A 26,527-nucleotide genomic window follows, 5' to 3' on the forward strand; every position below is an offset into this window, starting at 1 on the left:
GGCGCCCAACCTCGACGAGGCCCTGGCCCAACGCGAGAGGCTTCAGGCGGGCGAAGTGATTTACACCGCTGCCGGCCATGCGGTCAGCCACCACAGCGTGAGTTTTTACGCGCAAGACTCCGAGCAGGCCGGCCTGCTGGCGCGCGCCCAGGAGATCGAGAACCTTGAAAAGCAGCTGCGGGCCCAGGTCCTGCTGCTGGAAGAGGCGCGCAGCGCCATGGTCCGGGCCGAGGCCGCCTATTCCGACGCCTCCCAGCGCCTGGTTTCTGTGCGCCGGGAGGCCAGCGAAACCCAATCGCGTGCGCACGAGGTGCAGGTTGAGACCTTGCGCCTGACCCAGTTGGCCGAACAGACCCGCGCCCGTGACGGCCAGATCAGCGCTGATTTGTCCGAGGTTGATGCGCAGCTCGAAGCGCTGCAAGAGCGCCGCGTGACCGCCGAGGGCCGCTTTGAGGAGCTGGACCTGCAACTGGCCGATACCCAGGAGCGCCATGCCTTGTTGGATGAGCGTGTCATCGAGACGGAGCGCAAGCTGGCCGAGGCCCGTGAGCAGCAACGCAGCCTGGAGCGCCAGGCCCAGGAGGCCCAGTTTGCCCAGCGCGCCCTGGAGTCCCGCCGCGGTGAGCTCCAGCGCACCATCGAGACAGCCACCCAGCAGACGGCATCCATCGCCGAAGAGGAGCAGCGTGCCCGTGATGAGCTGGTGCGGCTGACCGACGCCGCAGCCAAGGCCGGCTTGCAGGCCGCGTTGGAGCTCAAGAGCGAGCGTGAGCAGGCCCTGGGCGCCAAGCGCAGCGAATACGACGACCTGACGAACAAGCTGCGCGCCAGCGACGAGCGCCGGCTGCAGCTCGAGCGCGAGCTAGACCCGCTGCGCCAACGCATCACCGACCTGCAGCTCAAGGAGCAGGCCGCGCGGCTGGGCCTGGAGCAGTACACCCAGTTGCTGGCCGACGCCCAGGCCGATATGGAGGCGGTGGCCCGCAGCATCGAGGCCGGCAGCGTGCGCCTGGCCGGCCTGCAGGGCGAGATTGACCGGTTGCACCGCGAGATCGCTGCGCTGGGTGCGGTCAACCTGGCTGCCCTGGACGAGCTCACCTCGTCTCGCGAGCGCAAGCAGTTCCTGGACGCCCAGTCGGCCGACTTGATCGAGGCCATCACCACCCTCGAGGACGCCATTCGCAAGATCGACGGCGAGACCCGCGAACTGCTTGGCGGCACCTTCAAGGTTGTCAACGAGAACTTCGGCCGTATGTTCCCCGAGCTCTTCGGTGGTGGCAACGCCCGGCTGGTGATGACGGGTGACGAAATCCTCGACTCCGGCGTGCAGGTCATGGCCCAGCCGCCGGGCAAGAAGAATCAGACCATTCACCTGCTTTCCGGCGGCGAGAAGGCGCTCACCGCCATCGCCTTGGTGTTTGCCATCTTCCAGCTCAACCCGGCGCCCTTCTGTCTGTTGGACGAGGTCGACGCACCGCTGGACGACGCCAACACCGAGCGCTACACCAAGCTGGTGACCAGTATGAGCCGGGGCACCCAGTTCCTCTTCATCAGCCACAACAAGATTGCGATGGAGATGGCCGAGCAACTCATCGGCGTGACCATGCAGGAACAAGGCGTGTCGCGCATCGTCGCGGTCGACATGGAGTCCGCAGTGTCCCTGGCCGAAGCATGAACCCGCTGACCCTCGAACTGGCGCTCCTGGGCGGCGCGGTCCTGGCCACGGTCGTGGCCTGGAATGTCTGGACGACCCGCCGCGGCACGCCTCGCCAGGCCCGGCCTGGCGAGGACATCGAACCAATGGGTGAGGAAGCGCCTGTGACCGACAGGGTCGACCCGGACCTCGCCGCCGAAGTTGCGCCGTCCCTGGCTGATGAGGATGAAGCTCCCTTGGGGCCCCTGCCGGCGCCCGAGCGCAAGCCCGGGCTCGACGCCCTGATCGATGTCATTGCACCCATCGAACTCGATGGCCCATCGGTGGCGGGGGAGGCTGCCCTGGCGGCATTGCCACCGACGCGCCGTGTCGGCAGCAAGCCCTTTGCAGTCGAGGGTCGCAACGAGGTCAGCGGGGACTGGGAGCCGCCACGGGCCGGGCAGCGTTACACCGCTTTCCAGGCCGGCGTGCAACTGGCCAACCGCAACGGTGCCTTGAACGAGATCGAGTTCTCCGAGTTTGTGGTCAAGGCCCAGGCTTTCGCTGACTCGGTGGATGGCGACATTGATTTTCCGGAAATGCGCGACGAGGTCGCACGCGCCCGTGAGCTCGACCAGTTCGCCGGGGGCCACGATGCCCAGCTCAGCCTCACGCTGCGGGCCCGAGGCACCGCCTGGAGCCCGGGCTTTGTGCACCAGCACGCCGCACGGCTGGGGTTCGTTCCGGGTGTGATTCCGGGCCGGATGGTGTTGCCCATCCTGACCCCCTCGACCCAGCCGGTACTCAGCCTGACCTTCGACACCCACGCCGCATTGGCTGAGGACCCTGCCCAGGCCGCTCTGCACTCGCTCACACTGAGCGTGGACGTGCCCCAGGTGCCGCGCAGCGAGCAGCCCTTCGCCCGCATGCGCGAGGCGGCTGACTTCCTTGCCCAGGCCATGGACGGGGTGATCTCCGACGACCATGGTCAGGCCATCCGGCCTGACACTCTGGACACCATCGCGGCCGACCTCGAGGCGCTCTACGACACCCTCGATGCGCGTGACCTCTCCGCCGGCTCGCCCCAGGCCCGCCGACTCTTCAGCTAGCAAACCCAGGACCGATATGCCCGTGCCCGCCGACGCGCAGCAAAGGGCTGATGCGCTGCGCGAGCGGCTGCATCACCACGCGCACCGCTACTATGTGCTCGACGCGCCGGAAATCCCGGACGCCGAGTACGACAAGCTCTTCCAGGCGCTGCAGGCCCTGGAGAGCGCACACCCTGAGCTGCTCACAACTGATTCGCCCACCCAGCGGGTGGGCGGCCATGTCCTGGACGGGTTTGCCAAGGTGCGGCATCAAGTCCCCATGCTCTCGATCCGCACCGAGACCGACATCGAGGCCAGCGGCGCACGCAGCTTCGACGCCCGGGTCCGGCGCGAGCTGGGTCTGGCCGACACCGATCCGCCCGTGCGCTATGTGGCCGAACTGAAGTTCGACGGCCTGGCGATCAACCTGCGCTACGAGCGCGGTCTTCTGGTGCAGGCCGCCACCCGTGGCGACGGCGAGGTGGGGGAGGACGTCACCCAAAACCTGCGCACCGTGGGTCAGGTCCCCCTGCGTCTGATCGGAGACGTCCCGGCAGTGGTGGAGGTCCGGGGCGAGGTCTACATGCGGCGCGATGACTTTGACCGCCTCAACGAACTGCAGCGCGAGAAGATCGCGCAGGGGCAGAAAAACGAAAAGACCTTCGTCAACCCGCGCAATGCGGCGGCGGGCGCGGTCCGCCAGCTCGACCCTGCCATTGCCCGCCAGCGGCCGCTGTCGTTCTTCGCCTACGGCTGGGGCGAGATCACCCCGCCCGAGCAGGGCGGCCCGGCCTTCGCCTCGCACCGCGAGGTGCTCCAGGCCTTTGGCGATTGGGGTCTGCCGGTTTCGGACCGCATCCGCTTGTGTGACGGCGCCGAGGACCTGGTGGCCTATCACCAGGACATTGGCCGCACACGCGACGACCTGCCCTTTGACATTGATGGCGTGGTCTACAAGGTCGACAGCCTGGCACTGCAGCGGCAGCTGGGCTTTGTCACCCGTGAGCCGCGTTGGGCGGTGGCACACAAGTTTCCGGCCCAGGAGCAGATGACCACCGTGGAGTCGATCGACGTCTTTGTCGGTCGCACCGGCAAGCTCACCCCGGTGGCCCGCCTGGCCCCGGTCTTCGTCGGCGGCGTGACGGTGAGCAACGCCACCTTGCACAACGAAGACGAGGTGCTGCGCAAGGACGTTCGGGTGGGCGACCAGGTCATTGTCCGCCGTGCCGGCGATGTGATCCCCGAGGTGGTGGCGGTGGTTCCCGGCAGCCGCCGCGCGGACGCAGCCTGTTTCGTCATGCCACGGCGGTGCCCGGTCTGCGACAGCGAGGCGGTCCGCGAAGCCGAGGAGGCCGACTGGCGCTGCTCGGGGGGGCTGTTCTGCGCCGCTCAGCGCAAACAGGCGCTGCTGCATTTCGCGCAGCGCCGTGCGCTGGACATCGAGGGTCTTGGCGAAAAGCTGGTTGAGCAGTTGGTGGACGAGGGCTGGGTTCGCACGCTGCCCGACCTGTACCGCCTCGACCTGGACCGCCTGTCCGGGCTTGATCGGATGGGCGAGAAGTCCGCCCGCAACCTGCTGGAGGGACTGGCGCAGTCCAAAGAGACCACCTTGCCCCGCTTTCTTTTTGGCCTGGGCATTCGCCATGTAGGCGAGGCCACCGCCCGTGACCTGGCGCGCCACTTCGGCAAGTTGGAGGGCATTGTGGAGGCCAATGTCGATCAGCTGCTTCAGGTGCCCGATGTGGGGCCGGTGGTCGCCGAGAGCCTCCATCGCTTCTTTGCTCAGCCGCACAACCGGGAGGTGATTGACGCGCTGCGTGCCTGCGGCGTCCATTGGCCGGAGGGCGAGCCGGTCCAAGCGACCCCTCAAATCCTCGCCGGCAAGACCGTGGTACTGACGGGAACCTTGCCGACTTTGGGGCGCGACGAGGCCAAGGAAATGCTCGAGGCCGCAGGGGCCAAGGTGGCAGGTTCGGTGAGCAAGAAGACCAGCGTTGTGGTGGCTGGTGCAGAGGCAGGCAGCAAGCTGGACAAGGCCAGGGAACTTGGCATCTTGATCATCGATGAAGCTGGCTTGAAAGACCTGTTGGCCGGTGTTTTGAGCGTGTAGGACCGCGCCGATTTTTCCGGCGCCGTCTCCCAAAGGACAGGATGGCTCTTCAGAATGCGCACCCTCATCCACGTCCTATGACATTCAGGGAGCACGCACCATGGACAATGCCAGCGCCGTCAACGGCCTTCAATCCAACGAGACCGGCACTTCGCCCAAGCTCACCCCGGCCGAGGCCGAGGCCCTCATTCCGCCACCTACCCGCGCCAAACGCGGTTTTGCGGTGCTCAGTCCGGAGAAGAAGCGCGAGATCGCCAGCATGGGCGGCAAGGCCGCTCATGAGCACGGCAGGGCACACCGGTTCACCAGCGAGGAGGCGCGTGCTGCCGGCAAGAAGCGGCACCAGTTGCGCATGTTGGCCGTGGCCGCCGCCAAGGCGACCGATGGGTCCGCTGCCGATGCCACCGCGGGTCAGGACGCTCCGCCCGCCTCGGGCGTGGCGGGCAACGGCGCCAAGCGCTGAACGACTGATTTAGCCGCCCGTCGCCCGGGCCAGCGCCAACCCCATCTGGGTGTAGATCGGAATGCCGATCAGCAGGTTGAAGGGGAAGGTGATGGCCAGGGCCGCGGTGATGGACAGCGCGGCGTCGGCCTCCTGCACCGCGATGCGCATCGCCGTCGGGGCGGCGATGTAGCTGGCACTGGCCGCCAAGGTGGCCATCAGTGCAATGCCGCCAGCGCCCAGTCCCAGCCAGACACCCGTGCCCGCGCCAAGTACTGCCAGCCCGAGGGGCGCCAAGAGCGCGAAACCCAGCAGACGCCAGCCCTGCTGGCGAACCGCCGGGAGCCGATCGCCCACCACGAGTCCGAGCTCGAGCAGGAATAGAGCGAGCACGCCACGGAAGGGATCGAGGAACACCGCCTCCATGCTGGCCAGCCCGGCGTCTCCCAGGCCTGCACCGATCGCAAGGCCCCCCACGAGCAACAGGACCGACTTTCCCAGAAAGACATCATGGCCCAGCTGCTTCCACGGCGTGGTCTCGCCGGCGCGCCGCGGCCAACGTGCCAGGAAGATGGCGGTGACCAGGCCTGGCGCCTCCATCAGCGCCACCCAGAGCGGCGCTTGGGGCTCGACCGGGATGGCCTGCTTCTGCAGCTGCGACAAGGCCACCGCAAAGGTCACCACCGAGACCGACCCGTAGTGCCCGGCCAGTGACGCGCTGTCGGCGCGGTTGAAGCCCAGCGCCCGCAGGATGGGCACGAGCACAAGCGGTATCAGCAGGCCCAGCCCGATGCAGGCGAGCACCTGCGGGAGAAGCTCCACCACGGGTTGGCGGCTCAGCTCCACCCCGCCCTTGAGGCCGATTGCCAGCAGCAGGTAGAAGGCAAGAATGTCGTACAGGCCCTCGGGCAGCTTCAGGTCGCTGCGGACCAATCGGGCGAACAGGCCGAGAAGGAAGAAGAAAACAAGGGGATCTGCCATGCGCTGGATTTTCCTCTGCCAAAAATCACCTTGCCGCCCCCCGGTTGGTCGACGGCCGCCAGATCTGCGGCTGCCACCAACGGGGTAGCAGGTCCCGTACCTCGGTCCTGCAGAAGCGGTCGTCGATCAGGTAGACCACGCCCCGGTCCTCAGGCCGGCGGATGACGCGGCCAGCCGCCTGTACCACCTTGCGCAGGCCCGGAATCAGGTAGGTGTCCTCAAAGCCCTGGCCGAAGGCCTCCTGCAGGCAGGTACGCAGGCGCTCGTTGGCCGGGTTGACCTGCGGCAGCCCCAGGGTCGCGATGAAGGCACCCACCAGGCGCTCGCCCGGCAGGTCGATGCCTTCGCCAAACGCACCGCCCAGGACGGCAAAGCCTACGCCCTGGCCACCGGGTGTGAAGCGATCGACAAATGCTCGTCGTTCGGCCTCGTCCATGCGACGCGACTGCACCCACTGCGTGATTTCCGGGGCATCGCGGGACAGTTGCTCGGCCACCTGAGTGAGGTAGTCGTAGCTGCTGAAAAAGGCCAGGTAGTTGCCGGGGTGCCTGTGCCATTGGTCAGCGATCAGGCGGGCGATTGGTGCGACCGAGCGTGCCCGGTCAGCCCAGCGTGTCGAGACCTGTGGCACGAGGTGCACCTGTAGCTGGTCGGCTTCGAATGGCGAGGGAATGTCGATCCAGACGGCCTCTTCTGGCACGCCCAGGAGGTTCCGGATGAACCGATCGGGCCCCAGCGTTGCCGAAAAAAGCACAGCGCTGTGCACCGACTGCCAGCGCGACTGCAGATGCGGCGCTGGCAGCAGATTGCGCAAGGTGAGCACCGATCGCCGGGCGCGGCCCGCTCCCTCAACCACGAGGTCGTAGCAGGAGTGAGAGCCAAATCGCTCAGCCAGCCGCAGAAAGCCCAGGGCCTCGAACCAGGCCTCCTGGAGGAGGGCCGACTCTTCAGGGGAGGCACTGCCCTCGGCGCCCTCGAGCGCCTCCGCCAGCGCGCTGCTGCAATGCGCGAGCGCCCGTACCAGCTCGTCCGGTGCTTGCGGCAGGGCGCGGTAGCCGCTGTCCGCAGCGCCCCATGTTCGCGGCGCACCCCTGGTACCCGGAGTGCCACTGTCGCCCGGGCTGGCTTGATCCCCTGCGACGGCAGCGCCTGCTGTGTCCGCTTCGCTGTATCCGTCCAGCAACTCCCGCCAAGCGCCCAGCATCGCCTGCAGCGGCCTGCGCAGCGGGCCCCGGGCGATACGACGCAGGCCGCGCCAGCGGGACTCGTCCAGGCTGGCGCTGTACATCTGACGTGCCCGCTCCGGCAAGTTGTGGGCCTCGTCAACCAGCACGGCGCAGCGCCCTTCGGACTCCAGGGCCAGGGTGTGCAGTCCGGCGCCCAGGTCGAAGAAATGGTTGTAGTCGCCTACCACCACATCGGCCCAGCGCATCAGGTCTTGCGCCAGCCAGTAGGGGCAGATGCGGTGACTGGCGGCGAGCGTGCGCAGCGCCGGCGCATTCATGCCGCCAGCTGCCAGTGCCGCCTCGCGCGCGGCGGCGAGTCGATCGTAAAACCCCTGCGCCAGCGGACAGGACTGGCCATGGCAGGCCTTGTCCGGGTGCTCGCAGGCCTTCTCCCGGGCGGTGAGTTCCAGAACCCGCAGCGGCTCGGCGCCGCCCTCCCGCAGGCGGGCGAGCGCATCGAGCGCCAATTGCCGGCCGGTGGTGCGGGCGGTGAGGAAATACAGTTGCTCAAGCTGCTGCGCTGGCATGGCGCGCAGCAGCGGATAGATCGTTGCCACCGTCTTGCCGATGCCGGTGGGCGCCTGGGCCAGCAGCACCTGACCTGCGCCCGTAGCCCGCCACACCGCTGCTGCCAGCGCACGCTGCCCGGCGCGAAACTCGGCGTGCGGGAAGGGCAGGGGAGCCAGGGCGGTGTCTCGCGCTTCCCGGTGCGCAGCCTGGGCGCGCGCCCAGGCGCTGAAGGCCTGGCAGCGGGCCTCGAAGGCTGCCTGCAGTTCAGCGGCGTCGCGTTCCTCCTCGATGATCGTTTCTGCTCCGCTGGCAATGTCGAGATAGACCAGTGCCAGGCGCAGCCGCTCCAGGCCCCGCTCGGCGCAGAAGAGGGCGCCATAGCATTCCAATTGCGCCCAGTGCAGGTGGCGGTGGTGCTCGGGTTGGGCGGCCAGATCGCCTCGGTGCGTCTTGATCTCTTCCAGACGACCCAGCACCGGATCAAAGCCGTCGGCGCGGCCCCGGACGGCCAGCTCGCCAAAGTGTCCGCGCAAGCTGATCTCGGTCTCGTAGGCGGGGCCCCGTCGGGCGGCAATGCGTTGATGACCTTCGATCCCCTCCGCAGCGGTGGGCGAAGGGGTGAAGCGCAGGTCAAGGTCGCCTCGGCGAGCGGTCAGGTCGCATAAGGTGCGCACCGCGACCGTGTAGCCGGACGAGCCGTTCGGGGGGGGCGGTCAGGGGGGCCGGCGGGGATGGGGGCAGAGCGTCGAGCAAGGATTCGGTTGGGCTGTCGGGCGGCGGTGTTTCGGCGGTCGGGTGCTGGACGTCGGACGCAGGTGCCAGGGTCAGGGGCGGGCCCGCAATTTGACTGAATCGGGTTCTAGCACACCCGCTAAATCGCCCGCGCCGTCAGTGCGTCAAGAAACCGGCAAGAACCCGGGACATTGACCTTCAAGAATCCGCCATGCCCCCTGTTTGGAGAAGGTCATGACCCGTATCAACGCACCCCAGCCGCTGGCCTGGATGGCCAGGTCCCCTGGCGAATGGGGTGGCAGCCATCACCGCCAAGCCGGTGATTTACTGGACCAGGGCGGGGCCTACCGAGCCGCTCAGCCCTCGGGAGTCTCAGTCCATTACGAAGCCGGGACGGCTTCCCGCCTGAACTGGCTTGACCCCTCTAGCGTGACCCATACGGCCTTGGTCAGGCCCGGTCGCCTCACCGCTGGCGGCGGTGAAGTCTCCCGAGATCTCCTGCGTGTCATGCATGGCCAAGGCCTGGCGGCCTTCTCCTGTGACGCTCCGCCCGCCCGAGGTCTGGTGGCTCAGGTCGGCCCCGGTGAGCTGGCCCTGGCGCTACGCAATGGCCTGTCTGTCGGTTTGGCGGTGGAACCGCTGGGGCTCGCCAAGCTGCCCGAGCGCCTGTCCCACATGCTGGCCGATTTCGGTCACCTGCCTGGCTCCACGCCAGAGTGGGCCGTCGGTCTGGATGTCGGCCAGTTGTCCGCCGAAGAGCGCGACGTCCTGCGCCGCATCTCGGCCGAGTTTCGTCTGGCGGTCAAGGACCTGCCGCAGGGGCTCTGGGTCATCGACCGCCTGGGCGGTTTGCACGCCGAATGGCCCGCCGGCACCGAATTTGAGCCCGATGCGCGCTGAGGCCTGAGCGGCCCGGCGCGACCACTGGCCCGACCTCTGGCCCGACCTCTGGCCCGGACTCTGGCCCTGTTGGGTCAGGGGCCAGGGGCCGCCCCGTAGAATCGCGGGCTCCATGAACGCCCCCGTCGACGTCTCCTTCTTCCCGCGGCAAGCCAAGCAGATCACCAGTTACCGCAAGTACTGGGCGTCTCGCTTTGGCACGGCGCCCTTCCTGCCCATGAGCCGGGCGGAAATGGACAAGCTCGGTTGGGACAGCTGCGACATCATCCTGGTCACGGGCGACGCCTATGTGGACCACCCCAGCTTTGGCATGGCGGTCGTCGGCCGCACCCTGGAGGCACAGGGCTTTCGGGTCGGCATCATCGCCCAGCCGGATTGGCTGAGCGCCGACCCCTTCAAGGTGCTGGGCAAGCCGAACCTCTTTTTCGGGGTGACGGCGGGCAATATGGACTCGATGATCAACCGGTACACCGCCGACCGGAAGATCCGCAGCGACGACGCCTACACCCCTGGTGACATTGGCGGCAAGCGGCCCGACCGCGCCGCCCTGGTGTATTCACAACGCTGCCGCGAAGCTTGGAACGACGTCCCGATCATCATGGGCGGCATCGAGGGCAGCCTGCGCCGAATTGCCCATTACGACTACTGGTCGGACAAGGTGCGCCGCTCTATTCTGGTGGACGCCAAGTGCGACCTGCTGCTGTACGGCAATGCCGAGCGGGCCATCATCGAGATCGCCCACCGGCTCGCGGCGCGCGAGCCCGTCTCGCAAATCACCGACGTGCGCGGCACCGCCTTTGTCCGCCGTGAGACGCCTGAGGGTTGGTTCGAGATCGACTCCACCGAGGTGGACCAGCCGGGTCGGGTTGATGAACACATCAATCCCTACCTGACCACCGGCGACCAGGCCAAGGCCCAAGGCCAGTCCTGCGCAAAGGAAGAAGGCGGGGAGGGCGCCGTTGCTGCTGCGGCGGCTGCGAAAAGCAGCAAGGAACAACCGCTCGCCTTCATGCCCAACCACGGCTTGGTCGGCAAGCGCCGCCTGCCTCCGCGTGACCGCACGGTGATCCGGTTGCCTGCCTATGAGCAGGTCAAGTCCGACCCCATTCTTTATGCGCACGCCAGCCGTGTGCTGCACCTCGAGACCAATCCTGGCAATGCCCGGGCGCTGGTGCAGGCCCATGGCGAGCGCGACGTCTGGATCACCCCGCCGCCGATCCCCTTGACCACCGCCGAGATGGACCATGTCTTCGGCCTGCCCTACGCCCGCAGCCCGCACCCGGTCTATGCGGACGAAGACGGCAGCCACGAGGGCGCGACCAAGATCCCGGCTTGGGAGATGATCCGCTTCAGCGTGAACATCATGCGTGGCTGCTTTGGCGGCTGTACCTTCTGCTCGATCACCGAGCACGAGGGCCGCATCATCCAGAGCCGCTCCGAGGACTCGGTCATTCAGGAGATCGAGGACATCCGCGACAAGATTCCCGCCTTCACCGGCGTGATCTCCGACCTGGGTGGGCCCACCGCCAACATGTACCGCATCGGCTGCAAGAGCCCCGAGATCGAGGCCGCCTGCCGCAAGCCCAGTTGTGTCTACCCGGGCATCTGCCCCAACCTCAACACCGACCACAGCGCCCTGATCCGGATGTACCGGCGCGCGCGCAGCCTCAAGGGCGTCAAAAAGATCTTGATTGGCTCTGGTCTGCGTTACGACCTGGCGGTGCAGTCGCCCGAGTACGTGAAGGAACTGGTGCAGCACCACGTGGGCGGCTACCTCAAGATCGCGCCCGAGCACACCGAGCAGGGGCCGCTGTCGAAGATGATGAAGCCGGGCATCGGGAGCTACGACCGCTTCAAGCAGATGTTCGAGAAGTTCTCGGCGGAGGCAGGCAAGAAGCAGTACCTCATTCCCTACTTCATCGCTGCCCACCCGGGCACCACGGACGACGACATGATGAACCTGGCGCTGTGGCTCAAGCGCAATGGCTTTCGCGCTGACCAAGTCCAGACTTTCTATCCCAGCCCCATGGCCACCGCCACCGCGATGTACCACTCGGGCCGCAATACCCTGCGCAAGATCCACCGCGAGGCGAGTGATCAGGACAGCGTGGATGTGGTGCGTGGCGAGCGCCGTCGTCGCCTGCACAAGGCCTTTTTGCGTTACCACGACCCGAACAACTGGCCCTTGCTGCGAGAAGCGCTCAAGGGCATGGGCCGGGCCGACTTGATCGGCAACGGCAAGCATCACCTGATTCCGACCTACCAGCCGATCACGGATGGCAGCTACCAGAGCGCTCGCCGGAAGAACTCGACGGTGGTGGCACCCCGTCCGGGCAAGCTTTTGACCCAGCACACCGGACTGCCTCCGCGCGTCACGGGCGCGGCCAAGTCGGGCAAGCCGGTGTCTGAGTCACGGGTGGGCGGTCGAACCGGCCAGTCCAAAACTGGTAAGGCGCGCTGACATTCAGAGGCGGCTGCGAAGCCGCGATAGCGCCTCGCGGTCGATCCGGTCCTTGTCGCGGTAATCCGTCTTAGTTTTGAGTAGCCCCTCGATATCAAGGGTGCTCACAGTCACGCCTTCAATCTCCAGAGTCCGCACATGGGGCTGCAGCGCTTCATAGGTCTGGCCGTTGGCAGCGAAGAGCAGGTCGATCAATAAATCGTCTGAGATCCGGATGTTTTCTGGGTCGCCTGGCGGGACGGCAAACCATTCAGGGTCCAGGTCCTGGCTCGAATGCAGGAACTCCAGTGCGCGGATCACTCGGCGGCCATTTTCGAGGGAAGAGGGCAGGAGGATGTCGATGTCTTCCGTGGCCCGGACAAAACCGTTGAGGCGGACGGCATGTCCGCCGACCAGGATGTACTGCACGCCTTCGCTCTGGAACCGCGCCAGCAATTGGAGGAGCGCGTCTTGGTCCATCGTTCAGGCCGGCCCGTTGAGCTGACGTGCTGCGGCCAGCGATTGCTGGTCATCCAACGTGTTCAGGAGTGCGTGTGTGCCTCGCACAACACCCCGCGGTCTTGGGGGGCGGGCCCCCGCCAGCATAGCGTCCAACGCAAGTCCACGGCGGTGGGCCAGGACAGGGTCTGGCTCAAACTCGTTGCGATCACGGTTTCCGACGATTCTTGTCATGGGCCAATAGTAATGGGCCGGCTCTCACGCTGCCAGTGAGTGCATGGGAATGTCGCGGCTGGCGGCGATGGCATCGAGTTCGTCGGTGGAGTGTGCAGCGAAAAAGGCGTTCAAGCTCTGCCTGGCCTCAGGCGATATCGGATCCAAATCGGCCCTCAAGTCGGCCGCCTCCATCAGCCTCCGCGCGAAATGCGGCTCCAACGCTGCGACCGCGATGCGGCCGTCCCGGCAGGCATAGACCTGGTAGCCCGCATGGGCGCCGCCAATGATGTCCTGCGGCCGGGTCAGTCCCCAGCGGCGGGGCAGGGCCAGGAAGGCGGCGGCATTGGCAAGGGCCACTTCGAAGTACTGACCGGGTTGGGTCTTGCCCGTGGGAGCTCGAGCCTCTTCCTGGGCGGCGGTAGCCGCCATGGAGCCTTCGTTCCGCCGCGCCACTACCGCCTGCAGCACCGCCTCCGTCGCCATCAGCGCGCCGCCCATGTCGGCAAACAGGGTCGGCGGCAGGTGCAACCCACTGACCAGCCCATGCTCGGCCTGGTAGGTCAGGTCATGCCCGGGAATCTCCGCCGAAGCGCCCCCCGCGCCCACGATGGCGACCTGGCTGAGGTGCGGATGGGCTTGGTTGAGCGCGTCCCAGGACAGGCCTAACTTGGCCAGAGCCGAGGGGCGGAAGGAGGTGATCAGCACATCCGTTTGCGCCAGCGCCACCTGGAGCGCGGCCTGGCCTTCGAGGGTTTTGAGGTCGACTTTGCGCACGGTGACGCCCGCATGCAGCTCCTCGTAGGCCTGGGCGCTGTAGTGCGACATCGGGTCGCCGGCAGGCGGCTCAAACTTCAGGCAGTCGGCGCCCAGGGCCCGGCAACGCATCAGCGCGGCAGGGCCGGGCAGGTTGAGGGCGAGGCTGAGGATGCGGATGCCGGCCAGCGGCTGCGGCGTGGTGGTCATGCGTGGAGGCTACCAAACACCGCAGACCCGCCGTCGTCGGTCCACCCTTCAGAGCGGCAAGCCGACGTAGTTCTCGGCCAGCGAGGTCGACAGTGCCTTCGAGTTGACCAAGTACTCCAGCTCTGCCTCCTGCAGCTTCTGGCCGATGCCCTCGGAATCCGGGAAGCGGTGCATCAGGGTGGTGAGCCACCAGGAGAAGCGCTCGGCCTTCCAGATGCGCTTGAGGCTGCGCTCGGAGTAGGTGTCGATGCCCTGGCTGCTCTTGTCCTGGAAGTACTCGACCAAGGCGGTCGACAGGTACTTCACGTCGGTGGCGGCCAGGTTCAGGCCCTTGGCGCCGGTGGGCGGCACGATGTGACCGGCGTCACCGGCCAGGAACAGGCGGCCAAAGCGCAGCGGCTCGGCAACGAAGCTGCGCAGGGGCGCGATGCTTTTCTCGATGCTCGGACCGGTGACGATGCGCGCGGCGAGCTCTGGGTCGACGCGGCGCTTGAGCTCGTCCCAGAAGCGCTCGTCGCTCCATTCCTCGACTTTGTCGGTCAGCGGCACCTGCACGTAGTAGCGCGAGCGGGTCATGCTGCGCATCGAGCACAGCGAGAAGCCGCGCGGGCTGTTGCCGTAGACGATGGCATGGGGCGAGACCGGTGGCGTTTCCGAAAGCACGCCCAGCCAGCCGAAGGGGTAGACCTTTTCGTACTCCGTGACGCGGTCTTTCACCGTGGCGCGGGCGACGCCGTGGTAGCCGTCGCAGCCGGCGATGAAGTCGCAGTTGAGGGTGTGGGTCTGCCCGCCCTGGGTGTAGGTGATGCGGGGCTTGTCGCCATCGAAATCGTGCAGCTGCACGTTCTCGGCTTCGTAGACGGTGGGCAATCCGGCGGCGGCGCGCGCGTCCATCAGGTCGCGGGTCACCTCGGTCTGGCCGTAGGCGGTGACCACCTTGCCGCCCGTGAGGCCCGTCACGTCGATCGGGTGGCGCTGACCGCCGAAGACCAGCTCGATGCTGTGATGGACGATGCCTTCCGCGTCCAGGCGCTCGCCCACACCGGCTTCGCGCATCAGGTCCACCGTGACCTGCTCCAGGATGCCGGCGCGGATGCGGCCCAGAACATAGTCGCCGGTCTGGCGCTCGAGGATGATGTTGTCGATCCCGGCCTTGTGCAGCAGCTGGCCGAGCAACAGGCCCGAGGGGCCGGCGCCGATGATCGCGACTTGGGTGCGGTGCTGGGTCATGGGGAACTCCTTGTTCAGCAAGGATAGGAGCGCCTGCGGAGGCTCCCCTGCGTGGCGCCGAGCTCTTGCGCGATCATCGTGCGGTTTGTGCGATCATCGCGCAGCGCGGATGAGCGCTAAAACCCAAAAATGAGCAAAACCAGCAGCACCCCAGCCATCGCCCGCCCGGACTTCATCGAAGGCATGGCTCGCGGCATGGCCGTCCTAGAGAGTTTCAGCACCGAGCGTCAGCGCCTGAACGCCACCCTGGCCGCCCAGCGCGCGGGCATCACCCGCGCCGCCGCCCGCAGGCACCTGCTGACCTTGGCGCATCTGGGCTACCTCGAGACCGACGGCAGCCATTTCTGGCTTTCGCCCAAGGTGCTGCGTCTGTCGGGCAGTTACCTGGCCTCGGCCCGCCTGCCCCGTGTGCTCCAACCCACCCTCAACCGCCTTTCCATGCAGATGGGCGAGTCCTTTTCGGCCACGGTGCTTGATGGAGATGAGGTAGTGATCGTCGCCCGCGCCGGTCCGACCCGGGTGCTGGCCTATGGGGTGCACCTGGGCGCAAGGCTGCCAGCTCACGCGACCTCGACCGGCCTCGTCCTCCTGGCCGCACTCTCCGAAGGTGCGCTGGCAGGCTGGCTGGAGGTCCATCGCCTGGCCCGGCTCACCCCGCATACCCTGGTCGACCCCGAGTCCTTGCGGGTGGCCCTGAAGCGGATTCGTGCCGACGACTTCTGCCAGGCAGACCAAACCCATGAGCTGGGCGTGCAGGCGCTGGCAGTCCCGCTCCGCAACCTCAAGGGTGACACTTTGGCCGCCCTCAATGTGGTGGTGGGTGCGGCGCGCAACGGGTCCGAGCGGCTGGCGCGGGAGCTCCTTCCGGCCTTGCAGGAAGCGGCCCGGGAACTGCGGCCCCTGCTGTAAACGGCGACCCCTGGCGCGCGAGCATCCGGACCCCTGGCCCACCGGGCCCCTCTGCCCTGCGCCGCCTTGGACCGCTTTAGCCCGCCCAAGACCGCTTAAGGCCGACAAAGGCCGCCATACGGCGCCCTTTGTCGGCCTGCTTCGGCCTGCCTTGGCCCAGGTGCGGAAGCTGGCATCGTCACCCAACGGCGGCGTCCTCGCAGCAGCGGCGCCAGCCCGGACCGGCGCTCGCCAAGGGCAGGAATATGCAAACAACGACATGTTCGTTGGGATTTGGCTCCACGGCCGGGACAATCCGCGGCGCTCTCCCCAGTGACCTGCCGTGGCCACGCCCCCATGGGCCTGCGTCGCCCCCTGTGACAACCCTGGCCCGCCCGATTTCCCCGGAAAACACCATGAAAAACGCCCTGAAGCTCTTGATCGTCTCCGCGGCCCTGGCCAGCTCCGGCCTGGCCGCTGCCCAGCAGACCCTCCTCAACACGTCCTACGACGTGGCGCGTGAGTTCTACAAGGACATCAACGCCGCCTTCATCCCGGCCTACAAAAGGGCCACCGGCAAGGACCTGAAGATCGACCAAGCCCACGCCGGCTCCTCGGCGCAAGCCCGCGCAGTGGCCGACGGCCTCGATGCCGACGTGGTGACCTTCAACACCAGCACCGACATCGAGTTCCTCGCCGACAAGGGTGTGGTGGCTAAAGACTGGACCAAGCGCTTCCCGAACAACGCGGCGCCCACCACCTCCACCATGCTGTTCCTCACCCGCAACGGCAACCCCAAGGGCATCAAGGACTGGGATGATCTGGTCAAGCCGGGCGTGCAGGTGGTTGTGGTCAACCCTAAAACCGGCGGGAACGGCCGCTACGCCTACCTGGCCGCCTGGGGCTACATCAAGAAAAAGGGCGGCTCCGACGCCCAGGCCGCCGAGTTCGTGGGCAGGCTTTACAAGAACGTTCCGGTGCTGGCCCGCGGCGGCCGCGATGCCACCACCGCCTTCCTCCAGCGCAATATTGGCGACGTGCTGATCACCTTCGAATCCGAAGTGGTGTCGGTGGACCAGGAGTTCGGCGCCAACAAGGTCGACGTGGTGTACCCGTCCATCAGCATCGTGGCCGAAAACCCGGTCGCCATCGTCGAGCGCACGGTGGCCAAGAAGGGAACCGCCGAGGCTGCCAAGGCCTACCTCGACTTCCTTTATTCGGACGCCGGCCAAGAGATTGCAGCCAAGCATTACATCCGTCCGCGCAACCCGGCCGTTCTGAAGAAGTACGCCAGCGCCTTCAAGCCGATTCCTCTCTTCACCGTGCAAGAGCTGTTCGGCTCCCTGGGCGAGGCGCAGAAGGTCCACTTCAACGACGGTGGTCAGTTCGACAAGATCTACACCGTCAAGTAAGCCGATGACTGCTGCCGCTGCGCCAGCAGCAGTGCCGGAGGCAGCGGGAGGCGCTGCCGGCACGCCCCCAGGCTCGCGCACCTTTCGCAAGGTGCTGCCGGGCTTCAACCTGACCCTGGGCTACACCTTGGTGTACCTGGGGCTCATCGTCCTCATCCCGTTTGCTGCGCTCACGCTCAAGTCGCTCACCCTCACCGCCGACCAGTTCTGGGCGGCGATCTCGTCCCCGCGCGTGCTGGCCGCCTACCGCCTGACCTTTGGCGCCTCGCTGATTGCCGCCCTGGTCAATGCAGTGGCCGGCCTGTTGATCGCCTGGGTGTTGGTACGCTACAAGTTCCCCGGCAAGCGCCTATTCGATGCCCTGGTAGACCTGCCGTTTGCCCTGCCCACGGCGGTGGCCGGCATTTCGCTCACCGCGCTGCTGGCTGGTAACGGCTGGGTGGGCCAGTACCTGGAGCCGCTGGGCATTCAGTTGGCCTTCAATCGCAACGGCGTGGTCATTGCGCTCATCTTTATCGGCTTGCCCTTTGTCGTCCGCACCGTGCAGCCTGTGCTGGAAGATACCGAACGCGAGCTGGAAGAGGCGGCCATGTCCCTGGGGGCCACCCGCTGGCAGACCTTTTCCCGGGTCATTTTTCCCGCCATTGCGCCGGCGCTGCTGACTGGCTTTGCCATGGCCTTTGCCCGTGCCATTGGCGAGTACGGGTCGGTGATTTTCATCGCCGGCAATATGCCGATGGTGTCCGAAATCGTGCCGCTCATCATCATCGGCAAGCTCGAGCAATACGACATTGCCGGTGCCACCGCGGTGGCGGTGGTGATGCTGGTGGCCTCGTTTGTCATGCTGCTGGTGATCAACGCCTTGCAGGCCTGGCAGCGCAAGCGATCGGGGGCTTGAAATGAGTGGCACTACGACATCCATCGGCCAGCGCCGAATTGCCACCACCGAGGCGCCCTGGGTGCGCTGGACGCTGATCGGCCTGGCCCTGGCCTGGCTGCTGCTGTTTCTGCTGCTGCCGCTGGCTGCGGTTTTTGCCGAGGCGCTGCGCAAGGGCGTGGGCGCCTACCTGGAGGCGCTCAAGGAGCCCGATGCGTGGGCCGCCATACGCCTGACCCTGATCACCGCCGCGATCACCGTGCCGCTGAACCTGGTGTTCGGCGTGGCGGCCGCCTGGTGTATTGCCAAGTATGAGTTTCGCGGCAAGGCCTTCTTGACCACCCTGATCGATTTGCCGTTTTCGGTGTCGCCGGTGGTCGCCGGCCTGATGTACGTGCTGGTCTTTGGCGCGCAGGGCTGGCTTGGCCCCTGGCTGGACAGTCATGGGATCAAGATCGTGTTCGCGGTGCCGGGCATCGTACTGGCCACCATCTTCGTGACCTTTCCCTTCATCGCCCGGGAGCTGATTCCGCTGATGCAGGCCCAGGGCAACGAGGAGGAGCAGGCCGCCATCGTGCTCGGCGCCAGCGGCTGGCAAACCTTCTGGTACGTGACCCTGCCCAATATCAAGTGGGGCCTGATCTACGGCGTCATCCTGTGCAACGCCCGGGCCATGGGCGAGTTTGGCGCGGTCTCAGTGGTCTCGGGCCATATCCGTGGCCAGACCACGCCCATGCCCCTGCACGTGGAAATTTTGTACAACGAGTACCAGTCGGTCGCTGCCTTTGCGGTGGCGTCCTTGCTGGCGCTGCTGGCCCTGGTCACCCTGGCCATCAAGTCGGTGGCCGAGTGGAAGCACGAGCGGCTGATGAAGGCCGCCGCCGAGATGCCGCCCGAGGCGCCGGCGCCCTTGAAAGTCACGCCATGAGCATTGAAATCCGCAACGTCAGCAAGAACTTCGGCGACTTCCGCGCGCTGCGCGATGTGTCGCTGCACGTCGAGTCGGGCGAACTCGTCGCTCTGCTGGGCCCCTCGGGCTGCGGCAAGACCACGTTGCTGCGCATCATTGCCGGGCTGGAGTCGGCCGACGCCGGCAGCATTTTCTTCAGCGGCGAGGACACCACCGGGGTCCATGTGCGGGACCGGCAGGTGGGCTTTGTTTTCCAGCACTACGCGCTGTTCCGTCACATGACGGTGTTCGAGAACGTGGCCTTCGGGCTGCGGGTGCGGCCGCGCGCCACCCGCCCCTCAGAGGCCCAGATCCAGGCCAAGGTCCACGAGCTTCTGAGCCTGGTGCAGCTGGACTGGCTGGCGGACCGCTACCCCTCCCAGCTCTCGGGCGGGCAGCGCCAGCGCATTGCCCTGGCCCGTGCGCTGGCAGTCGAGCCGCGCGTGCTTCTGCTCGACGAGCCCTTCGGCGCGCTCGACGCCAAGGTACGCAAGGAGCTGCGCCGTTGGCTGCGCCGACTGCACGACGAGCTGCATGTGACCAGCATCTTCGTCACCCACGACCAGGAAGAGGCGCTGGAGGTGGCCGACCGTGTGGTGTTGATGAACCAAGGGGTGATCGAGCAGGTGGGCTCGCCGCAGGAGGTCTGGGACCACCCGGCCAGCCCCTTTGTCTACGGCTTTTTGGGTGACGTGAACCTCTTCCACGGCCGCGCCCACCAGGGCGAGATTCATCTGGAGGGACTGCAGCTGTCATCGCCCGAGCATGCGCAGGCCCAGGACGCCAAGGCCTTTGCCTATGTGCGGCCGCACGACCTCGACGTTGCCCGCTACACACCGGGCGCCGGGCTCGACACGGCGGGCCGTCCGCGTGGCATCGTGGTTCGGCTGGCGCGTGCGATTGTGGTCGGGCCGATTGCCCGGCTTGAGCTGCTGCCGCTGGAGGAGGGCACGGCGAGCGCCCCAGGCGCCGACCCGCTGATCGAGGCGCAAATTCCGGCGCAGCAATTCAAGGCCATGGAACTGGCCGAGGGTGATACGCTCGTCGTGACGCCGCGCCACGCACGGGTGTTTGTCGAAAATTGATGCGCAAAGATTGATTTGCAGACTTTGTGCCCCAAGTTCCAGCGTGGTCCCCTCCTGATGCCACGGGTCAATTTGTCCATCGCACCATGTCTGCCCCGCTCTCCACGCCGACCTCTGCTCCCTTGTCCGTCCGGATCTCCGCGCTGTTCACGGCCTGCCTGAACCATCCGCGCCGCGTGCTGGCTGGTGTTGCCGCCATCTGCCTGGGCCTGCTCGCCTTTGGCCTGTACCTGCAGCATGGGGTGGGCCTCAACCCTTGCCCGATGTGCATCGTCCAGCGCTATTGCCTCATCGGCGTCGCGCTGGCGGCGGCGCTGGGCGCGGTCTGGCGTGGGCGCCTGGGCCTGTTGGTGACCAGCCTGCTGGGTCTGGTTTTGGCGGGATTGGGCGCGTTCACCGCGGCCCGGCAAAGCTGGCTGCAGTGGTACCCGCCTCAGAGCGCCTCCTGCGGGCGCGACTTCTACGGAATGATCGAGAGCTTTCCGCTGCAGCGGGCTATTCCGATGATCTTCCGCGGCAGCGGCGACTGCAGCACCATTGACTGGACCTTTCTGGGCGGCACCATCGCCAACTGGTCGCTCGTGAGTTTCCTGGGCCTGGGCGTAATTCTTCTCGCGCTGCTCGGTCGCGCGGTGGTGCAAGACCGCGGGCTCAGCCCAGCTTCTTGACGAAGACCATGCTTCGACGGTCCCAGTTGTACTTGCGCTTGCGGGCCTCGGGCAGCCAGTCGGCGTCGGCCCGAACGAAGCCGCGCTTGAGGAACCAGTGCATGGTGCGGGTGGTCAGCACGAAGATGCTGTCCAAGCCCATGGCGCGGGCGCGCTGCTCAATGCGCTTGAGGATTTTTTCGCCGTCGCCCTGGCCCTGGCTCTGGGGTGAAACGGTCAGCGCCGCCATTTCGGCTGTGCGCGACTCCGGGTAGGGGTAGAGCGCGGCGCAGGCGAAGATCACGCCGTCGTGCTCGATGATGGAATAGTTGGCAACGTCACGCTCGATCTCGGTTCGACCCCGCTTGACCAGCGTTCCGTCACGCTCAAAGGGCTCGATCAGCGCCAGAATGCCGCCCACATCATCGGGCGTGGCCTCGCGCAGCTCTTCGAGCTTTTCATCGACCACCATGGTGCCGATGCCGTCGTGCACATACACCTCGAGCAACAGCGAACCGTCCACCGCGAAGGGAATGATGTGGCTGCGCTCCACGCCGTCCTTGCAGGCCTTCACGCAATGCTGTAGGTAGAAGGCGATATCGGACGGGTCTTTGGCTTGCGCGGCCTCGGCCAAAATTTTCTCGGCGGTGGCCAGGGGCAGCTCGGTGTCGATCGGGTTGTCTTCGGACTCGGGCTCGCCGGGCCGGATGCGGATGCCCGGCACCTCGGTGATGAACACCAGCTTATCGGCCTGCAGGGCGGTGGCCGCGCTGGTGGCCACGTCTTCCATGGTCAGGTTGAAGGCCTCGCCGGTAGGCGAAAAGCCGAAGGGTGAGAGCAGCACCAGGCTGCCGGCCTCCAGCGTGCGGCTGATGCCGGCCACGTCGACCTTGCGCACTTGCCCGGAGTGCTGGAAGTCCACCCCGTCGACCACGCCCACGGGCATGGCGGTGATGAAGTTGCCAGAAATGACCCGGACGGTCGAACCGGCCATGGGCGTGTTGGGCAGGCCCTGGCTGAAGGCGGCCTCGATCTCGTAGCGCAGCTGGCCGGCGGCCTCTTGGGCGCAGTCGAGGGCGACCTCGTCGGTGATCCGGATGCCATGCGAGTAACGGGCCTCGTGGCCCTTGAGCCGCAACTGCTCGTTGACCTGGGGCCGAAACCCGTGAACCAGCACGATCTTCACGCCCATGCTGAGAATCAGCGCCAGGTCTTGGGCGATGTGCGGCAGCTTGCCCGCGGCAATGGCCTCGCCGGCCAGGCCGATGACGAAGGTCTTGCCCCGGTGCATGTGGATGTACGGAGCCACCGACCGGAACCAGGGCACGAAGGTGAAGTTGAAGACGGCGGACATCGGCGGGAGCAGCGGGGCGGGAGTGGACTCGATGCGAGGTGACGTTTTCCCCAGTGTACGGGAAGGGGTGGTGCCCACCGGGCCAAGCGGTCGCGGGGCCCGATAATCACCGGCTCTAGACTCCGTCCCCCCCGCCGTTTTGTCGCGTCTCCGCATCACCTTCCCCGAATCCCTGCCGGTTTCCGCCCGTCGTGAGGAAATCATGGCCGCCATTGCGGCCCACCAGGTGGTGATCGTCTGTGGCGAAACCGGCTCGGGCAAGACCACCCAACTGCCCAAGATCGCCCTGAGCCTGGGCCGAGGGCGCATCAACGCCCGTCCGGGCGAGCGTGGCCGGATGATCGGGCACACCCAGCCTCGCCGGATTGCGGCCTCCAGCGTGGCCAAGCGCATCGCCGAGGAGCTGGACACCCCTTTGGGCGAGGTGGTGGGCTACAAGATTCGCTTCCAGGATCGGCTCTCGCGCGACGCCTCGGTCAAATTGATGACGGACGGCATCTTGCTGGCCGAAACCCAGACCGACCCGCTGCTGCAGGCCTATGACACGCTGATCATCGATGAGGCGCACGAGCGCAGCCTCAACATCGACTTTTTGCTGGGCTACCTGCGGCAGATCCTGCCGCGCCGGCCGGATTTGAAGATCGTGGTCACCTCGGCCACCATCGACGCGGAACGTTTTGCGCAGCACTTTGCCTCTATCAGGGGCCCGGCGCCTGTGATCTATGTTTCGGGCCGCACCTTTCCGGTGGAACAGCGCTGGCGGCCGTTTGAAGAAACCCGCGAGAGGGGCCTGAACGAAGCGATTTCTGAAGGGGTGGACGAACTCTGGACGGGGCATGCCGGGGGGGACATCCTCGTGTTTTTGCCTGGTGAGCGCGAGATCCGTGAGGCCGCCGACCACCTGCGCGGCCATCTGGCGCACAGCCCCCTGACCCGCGGCGCCGAGGTCATGCCCCTGTTCTCTCGCCTGTCACAAGCGGAGCAGGACCGGATCTTCGAGAGCCACACCGGCCGGCGCATCGTGCTGGCGACCAACGTGGCCGAGACCTCGCTCACCGTTCCCGGCATCCGCTACGTCATCGACGCCGGCACCGCCCGTGTCAAACGCTACAGCTATCGCAGCAAGGTTGAACAACTGCTGGTCGAACCGATCAGCCAGGCTGCAGCCAACCAGCGCGCCGGCCGCTGCGGCCGGGTGGCCGACGGCATCTGCATCCGCCTCTACGACGAGAAAGACTTCGCTGGCCGGCCACGCTTTACCGACCCCGAGATCCTGCGGTCCTCTCTGGCAGGCGTCATCTTGCGCATGAAGTCCCTGGGCCTGGGCTCTGTGGACGATTTCCCCTTTTTGGAGGCGCCGCAGCGCCGCGCCATCACCGACGGCTACCAGCTTCTGGGCGAACTCGGCGCGGTGGACGAGGCTGGTGACCTGACCGAAGTGGGCCGCGAGCTCTCCCGCCTGCCGCTCGACCCTCGGGTGGGCCGCATGATTTTGGAGGGCCGCACCCGCGGCGCGCTGGCCGAAGTGCTGGTGGTGGCCTCGGCCCTGTCGGTGCAAGACGTGCGTGACCGGCCGCTGGAGGCACAAGCCCAGGCCGACCAGCAGCACGCCAAGTTCAACGACGAAAAAAGCGAGTTTTCCGGCTACATCACCCTCTGGAACTGGCTGCATGACGCACGCGGTGGCCAGCACGGTGCGCCCAAGGGCGCCCGGCCTGCTGCGGGCCAACAAGGGCAGCGCCCCCCCGCCACGGCAGCGGCCAGCGGGGACAGCCACAAGCTCTCCAACCGCCAGTACGAGCAGCTGCTGCGGCAGAACTTCATCAATGTGCGCAGGGTGCGCGAGTGGCGCGACATCTACAGCCAGCTGCTCACGGTGGTGACCGAGCACCGCTGGCCGCAGAACGCCCAGCCTGCCAGTTACGAGGCCTTGCACAAGTCCATGCTGGCGGGCCTCTTGGGCAACCTCGGCTGGAAGACGGAGGAGGGCAGCGGCAACAACCCGGCCACCGGCGCGCGGGCGAGTGGTCCCGGTGGTTCGGGCGGCAACAGTGCGAGCAGCGAATACCTGGGGGCGCGCGGCATCAAGTTTCACCGCCATCCCGGCGCGCACCTCAAAAAGCGCCCGGGCCGCTGGATCGTCTGCGCCGAGCTGGTCGAGACCACGCGCCTGTTCGGGCGCGGCATTGCCAACATCGAGCCGCAGTGGGTGGAGGAGGTGGCGGGCCACCTGCTCAAAAAGCAGATGCTCGACCCGCATTGGGAAAAGAAGGCCGCCGAGGTGGTGGCGCTCGAGCGCGCCACCCTCTACGGCCTGGTGATCTACAGCGGCCGGCGGGTCTCTTTCGCGCGGGTGGACCAGGCCGGCGCGCGTGAGATCTTCATCCGCGAGGGCCTGGTCGAGGGCCAGTGGGACACCCCGCTACCCTTTCTGACCGCCAACCGGAAGCTGGTGCGGCAGGTAGAGGAGATGGAGCACAAGTCACGCCGGCAGGACGTGCTGGTGGACGACGAGCTGATCTTCGCCTACTACGACCAGCAGCTTCCGGCGGATGTCTGCAGCGGCTCCACCTTTGAAGGCTGGTACCGCACCGAGTCACGCAAGAACCCGCAGCTTTTGCGCTTGACCCGTGAGGAGCTGATGCGGCATGAGGCCGCTGGCATTACCACCGACTCCTTCCCTAAGACCCTGCGCCTGGGCGGGGTCGACTGCGCCGCCACCTACCTGCACGAGCCTGGCGACAGCCGTGACGGACTCACCGTGACCGTGCCGCTGTTCGTTTTGAACCAGGTGAGCGAAGACCGCTGCGAGTGGCTGGTGCCGGGCATGCTCAAGGACAAGGTGCAGGCACTACTCAAGAGCCTGCCGCAAAAGCCCCGTTCACGCTTTGTGCCTCTGCCCGAATCGGCGACGCGAATCGCCCAGGCGATGACCGTCCCCGAGGCCTTTGGCCTCGGCTCGCTCACGGATGCCTTGCTCAAGGTCGTGCGCGATGCGACCAGCTTGGACGTCAAGCGCACCGACTTCAAGCTGGACATGGTGCCGGCCCACCTGTTCATGAACCTGCGGGTGGTCGACGAGCATGGCCGCCAGCTTGGCACCGGCCGCAACCTGGGCGCGCTCAAGGCCGAACTGGGCGCGCAGGCGCGTGGTGCTTTTCAGGCGCTGGCGGCGATCAAGACGCGCTTGCCGCAGGCGTCGGCCGCATCTGAAGCAAGTGGTGAAAGCGGCGCCGACGCCGGGGGCCTGGACGCAGACGCTGGCGCAGAGGCGGCCGCACGCTCTGGCGCACCCGGTCGCTCGGGGGGGCCGCAGGGCGGTGGCGGCGCGGTGCCGCCCGGACGCGGGGCGGTGGCGGTGGTCAAGGCGACCAAGGCCGCCTCCGTGCCCGACGCCGCCCAGCGCCACACCGCCTGGACCTTTGGCGCGCTGCCCGAGCTGCTGGAGGTTCGCAAGGGCGGCCTGTCCCTGATCGGGTTTCCGGCCCTGGTAGACCAAGGTGATGCGGTCACGCTGGAGGTCTTTGACGAGCCCGAGCTGGCGGCCGCCAAGCACCGGGCCGGCCTGCGCCGTCTGTTCGCCATTCAGATCAAGGACGCGCTGAAGTACCTGGAGAAGAACATCCCCGACCTGCAGAAGATGGCGGTGGGCTTCATGGCCCTGGGCACGCTGGAGGACCTTCGGGCCCAGATCATTGATGTGGCTCTGGACCGGGCCTTCCTGCAAGCGCCGCTGCCCGGCGATGAGGCCGACTTCAAGCGCCGGGTGGAAGAGGGCCGGGGCCGGCTCACCCTGATCGCCAACGAGGTGGCCCGGCTGGCCGGCGTCATTTTGGCCGACTACGCCACCGCCCTGCGCAAGATCAAGGACACCAAGAACGCGCCGGAGGCCACCCAGGACGCCACGCAGCAGCTGCAAAAACTGGTGGGCAAGCGCTTTTTGCTCGACACCCCTTGGGCATCACTCCAGCACTTCCCGCGTTACCTCAAGGCGGTGACCCTGCGCCTGGACAAGTGGCGCGCCGACCCCGCCCGCGACGCCAGTCGCCTGGCCGAAATGCGGCCGCAAGAGCAACGCTATTGGCGCCTGGTGGCCGAGCGCAAGGGCGTGGCAGATGCGCGGATGCTCGAGTTCCGCTGGCTGCTCGAGGAGTTGCGCGTGAGCTTCTTTGCACAGGAGTTGCGCACACCGCAGCCGGTGAGCCTCAAGCGGCTGGATAAAGCTTGGCAGCAGCTAAATAGTTGAGTCCAGAGCCCATGGAGTCGGGCGCTCATGGGAGCCCGGTCTTGCTCCGTCCGTGGTTGAAGCTGTCAAAATGACCTCGACCAAATGAGCGGAGCTCTCTTGTGCAACGACGCAACCTGCTGGCCTACCTGACCCTTGC

18 protein-coding genes and 1 pseudogene are annotated in these 26,527 nt (G+C 66.7%); 13 read left to right on the forward strand and 6 right to left on the reverse strand.

Features of this window, described 5'->3' with window-relative positions; all coding sequences use genetic code 11:
• From QE494_RS05000 to QE494_RS05015, 4 genes and pseudogenes are all read left to right on the forward strand, one after another.
• Positions 1-1,675 (forward strand): annotated as a pseudogene (locus QE494_RS05000) (chromosome segregation protein SMC); the annotation flags it as partial.
• A complete protein-coding gene (locus QE494_RS05005; protein WP_300041809.1) occupies positions 1,672-2,742 on the forward strand; it encodes a cell division protein ZipA C-terminal FtsZ-binding domain-containing protein in 1,071 nt (356 codons plus the stop codon). The pseudogene QE494_RS05000 and the gene QE494_RS05005, both read left to right, overlap by 4 nt.
• Positions 2,743-2,758: 16 nt before the next feature.
• On the forward strand, positions 2,759-4,831 hold the full coding sequence (gene ligA / locus QE494_RS05010) for an NAD-dependent DNA ligase LigA (RefSeq protein WP_300041810.1): 2,073 nt from the start codon (positions 2,759-2,761) through the stop codon (positions 4,829-4,831).
• Between the two features lie 100 nt (positions 4,832-4,931).
• Positions 4,932-5,294, forward strand: a complete 363-nt coding sequence (locus tag QE494_RS05015) for a KGG domain-containing protein (RefSeq protein WP_300041811.1) — start codon at positions 4,932-4,934, stop codon at positions 5,292-5,294.
• 9 nt (positions 5,295-5,303) lie between these two features.
• Here the strand turns inward: QE494_RS05015 and QE494_RS05020 are convergent, their stop codons facing one another.
• Positions 5,304-6,254, reverse strand: a complete 951-nt coding sequence (locus QE494_RS05020) for a sodium-dependent bicarbonate transport family permease (RefSeq protein ID WP_300041812.1) — start codon at positions 6,252-6,254, stop codon at positions 5,304-5,306.
• A 25-nt stretch (positions 6,255-6,279) separates the two neighbouring features.
• Positions 6,280-8,664, reverse strand: a complete 2,385-nt coding sequence (locus tag QE494_RS05025; RefSeq protein ID WP_300041813.1) for an ATP-dependent DNA helicase — start codon at positions 8,662-8,664, stop codon at positions 6,280-6,282.
• Positions 8,665-8,956: 292 nt separating this feature from the next.
• Here QE494_RS05025 and QE494_RS05030 point away from each other — a divergent pair, with 292 nt between their 5' ends.
• Positions 8,957-9,622, forward strand: coding sequence for a hypothetical protein (locus QE494_RS05030; protein ID WP_300041814.1), 666 nt, complete (start codon positions 8,957-8,959; stop codon positions 9,620-9,622).
• Between the two features lie 112 nt (positions 9,623-9,734).
• Positions 9,735-12,083 carry a YgiQ family radical SAM protein gene (locus tag QE494_RS05035; RefSeq protein WP_300041815.1) on the forward strand — a complete coding sequence of 783 codons (2,349 nt, stop codon included), beginning with the start codon at positions 9,735-9,737 and terminating at the stop codon, positions 12,081-12,083.
• A 3-nt stretch (positions 12,084-12,086) separates the two neighbouring features.
• Here the strand turns inward: QE494_RS05035 and QE494_RS05040 are convergent, their stop codons facing one another.
• From QE494_RS05040 to pobA, 3 genes are all read right to left on the reverse strand, one after another.
• On the reverse strand, positions 12,087-12,542 hold the full coding sequence (locus QE494_RS05040) for a hypothetical protein (RefSeq protein WP_300041816.1): 456 nt from the start codon (positions 12,540-12,542) through the stop codon (positions 12,087-12,089).
• Between the two features lie 237 nt (positions 12,543-12,779).
• Positions 12,780-13,700 carry a CoA transferase gene (locus QE494_RS05045; protein ID WP_300041817.1) on the reverse strand — a complete coding sequence of 307 codons (921 nt, stop codon included), beginning with the start codon at positions 13,698-13,700 and terminating at the stop codon, positions 12,780-12,782.
• A gap of 48 nt (positions 13,701-13,748) precedes the next feature.
• A complete protein-coding gene (gene pobA / locus QE494_RS05050) occupies positions 13,749-14,930 on the reverse strand; it encodes a 4-hydroxybenzoate 3-monooxygenase (RefSeq protein ID WP_300041818.1) in 1,182 nt (393 codons plus the stop codon).
• 129 nt (positions 14,931-15,059) lie between these two features.
• Here pobA and QE494_RS05055 point away from each other — a divergent pair, with 129 nt between their 5' ends.
• The 6 genes from QE494_RS05055 (at position 15,060) to QE494_RS05080 (ending at position 20,809) form a co-directional block, all read left to right on the forward strand.
• Positions 15,060-15,839: an IclR family transcriptional regulator C-terminal domain-containing protein gene (locus QE494_RS05055; protein WP_300041819.1), complete on the forward strand. Its 780-nt coding sequence runs from the start codon at positions 15,060-15,062 to the stop codon at positions 15,837-15,839.
• A 395-nt stretch (positions 15,840-16,234) separates the two neighbouring features.
• A complete protein-coding gene (locus QE494_RS05060) occupies positions 16,235-17,230 on the forward strand; it encodes a sulfate ABC transporter substrate-binding protein (protein ID WP_300041820.1) in 996 nt (331 codons plus the stop codon).
• Between the two features lie 4 nt (positions 17,231-17,234).
• The gene (gene cysT / locus QE494_RS05065; RefSeq protein WP_300041821.1) at positions 17,235-18,128 is read left to right on the forward strand and encodes a sulfate ABC transporter permease subunit CysT; all 894 of its coding nucleotides are present in this window, start codon (positions 17,235-17,237) and stop codon (positions 18,126-18,128) included.
• A 1-nt stretch (position 18,129) separates the two neighbouring features.
• A complete protein-coding gene (gene cysW, locus QE494_RS05070) occupies positions 18,130-19,035 on the forward strand; it encodes a sulfate ABC transporter permease subunit CysW (RefSeq protein WP_300041822.1) in 906 nt (301 codons plus the stop codon).
• A complete protein-coding gene (locus QE494_RS05075) occupies positions 19,032-20,141 on the forward strand; it encodes a sulfate/molybdate ABC transporter ATP-binding protein (RefSeq protein WP_300041823.1) in 1,110 nt (369 codons plus the stop codon). The genes cysW and QE494_RS05075 overlap by 4 nt, the downstream gene beginning before the upstream one ends.
• An 86-nt stretch (positions 20,142-20,227) precedes the next feature.
• The gene (locus tag QE494_RS05080) at positions 20,228-20,809 is read left to right on the forward strand and encodes a disulfide bond formation protein B (RefSeq protein WP_300041824.1); all 582 of its coding nucleotides are present in this window, start codon (positions 20,228-20,230) and stop codon (positions 20,807-20,809) included.
• On the opposite strand, the gene argA is transcribed toward QE494_RS05080, so the two are convergent.
• A complete protein-coding gene (gene argA, locus QE494_RS05085) occupies positions 20,793-22,142 on the reverse strand; it encodes an amino-acid N-acetyltransferase (protein WP_300041825.1) in 1,350 nt (449 codons plus the stop codon). The genes QE494_RS05080 and argA overlap by 17 nt on opposite strands.
• A gap of 154 nt (positions 22,143-22,296) precedes the next feature.
• On the opposite strand from argA, the gene hrpA reads away from it, so the two are divergent.
• Positions 22,297-26,388 carry an ATP-dependent RNA helicase HrpA gene (gene hrpA / locus QE494_RS05090; RefSeq protein ID WP_300041826.1) on the forward strand — a complete coding sequence of 1,364 codons (4,092 nt, stop codon included), beginning with the start codon at positions 22,297-22,299 and terminating at the stop codon, positions 26,386-26,388.
• Positions 26,389-26,527: the final 139 nt, after the last annotated feature.

Origin of the sequence: Ramlibacter sp., from assembly GCF_029866045.1 — a bacterium.
Classification (GTDB): Bacteria; Pseudomonadota; Gammaproteobacteria; order Burkholderiales; family Burkholderiaceae_C; genus Ramlibacter.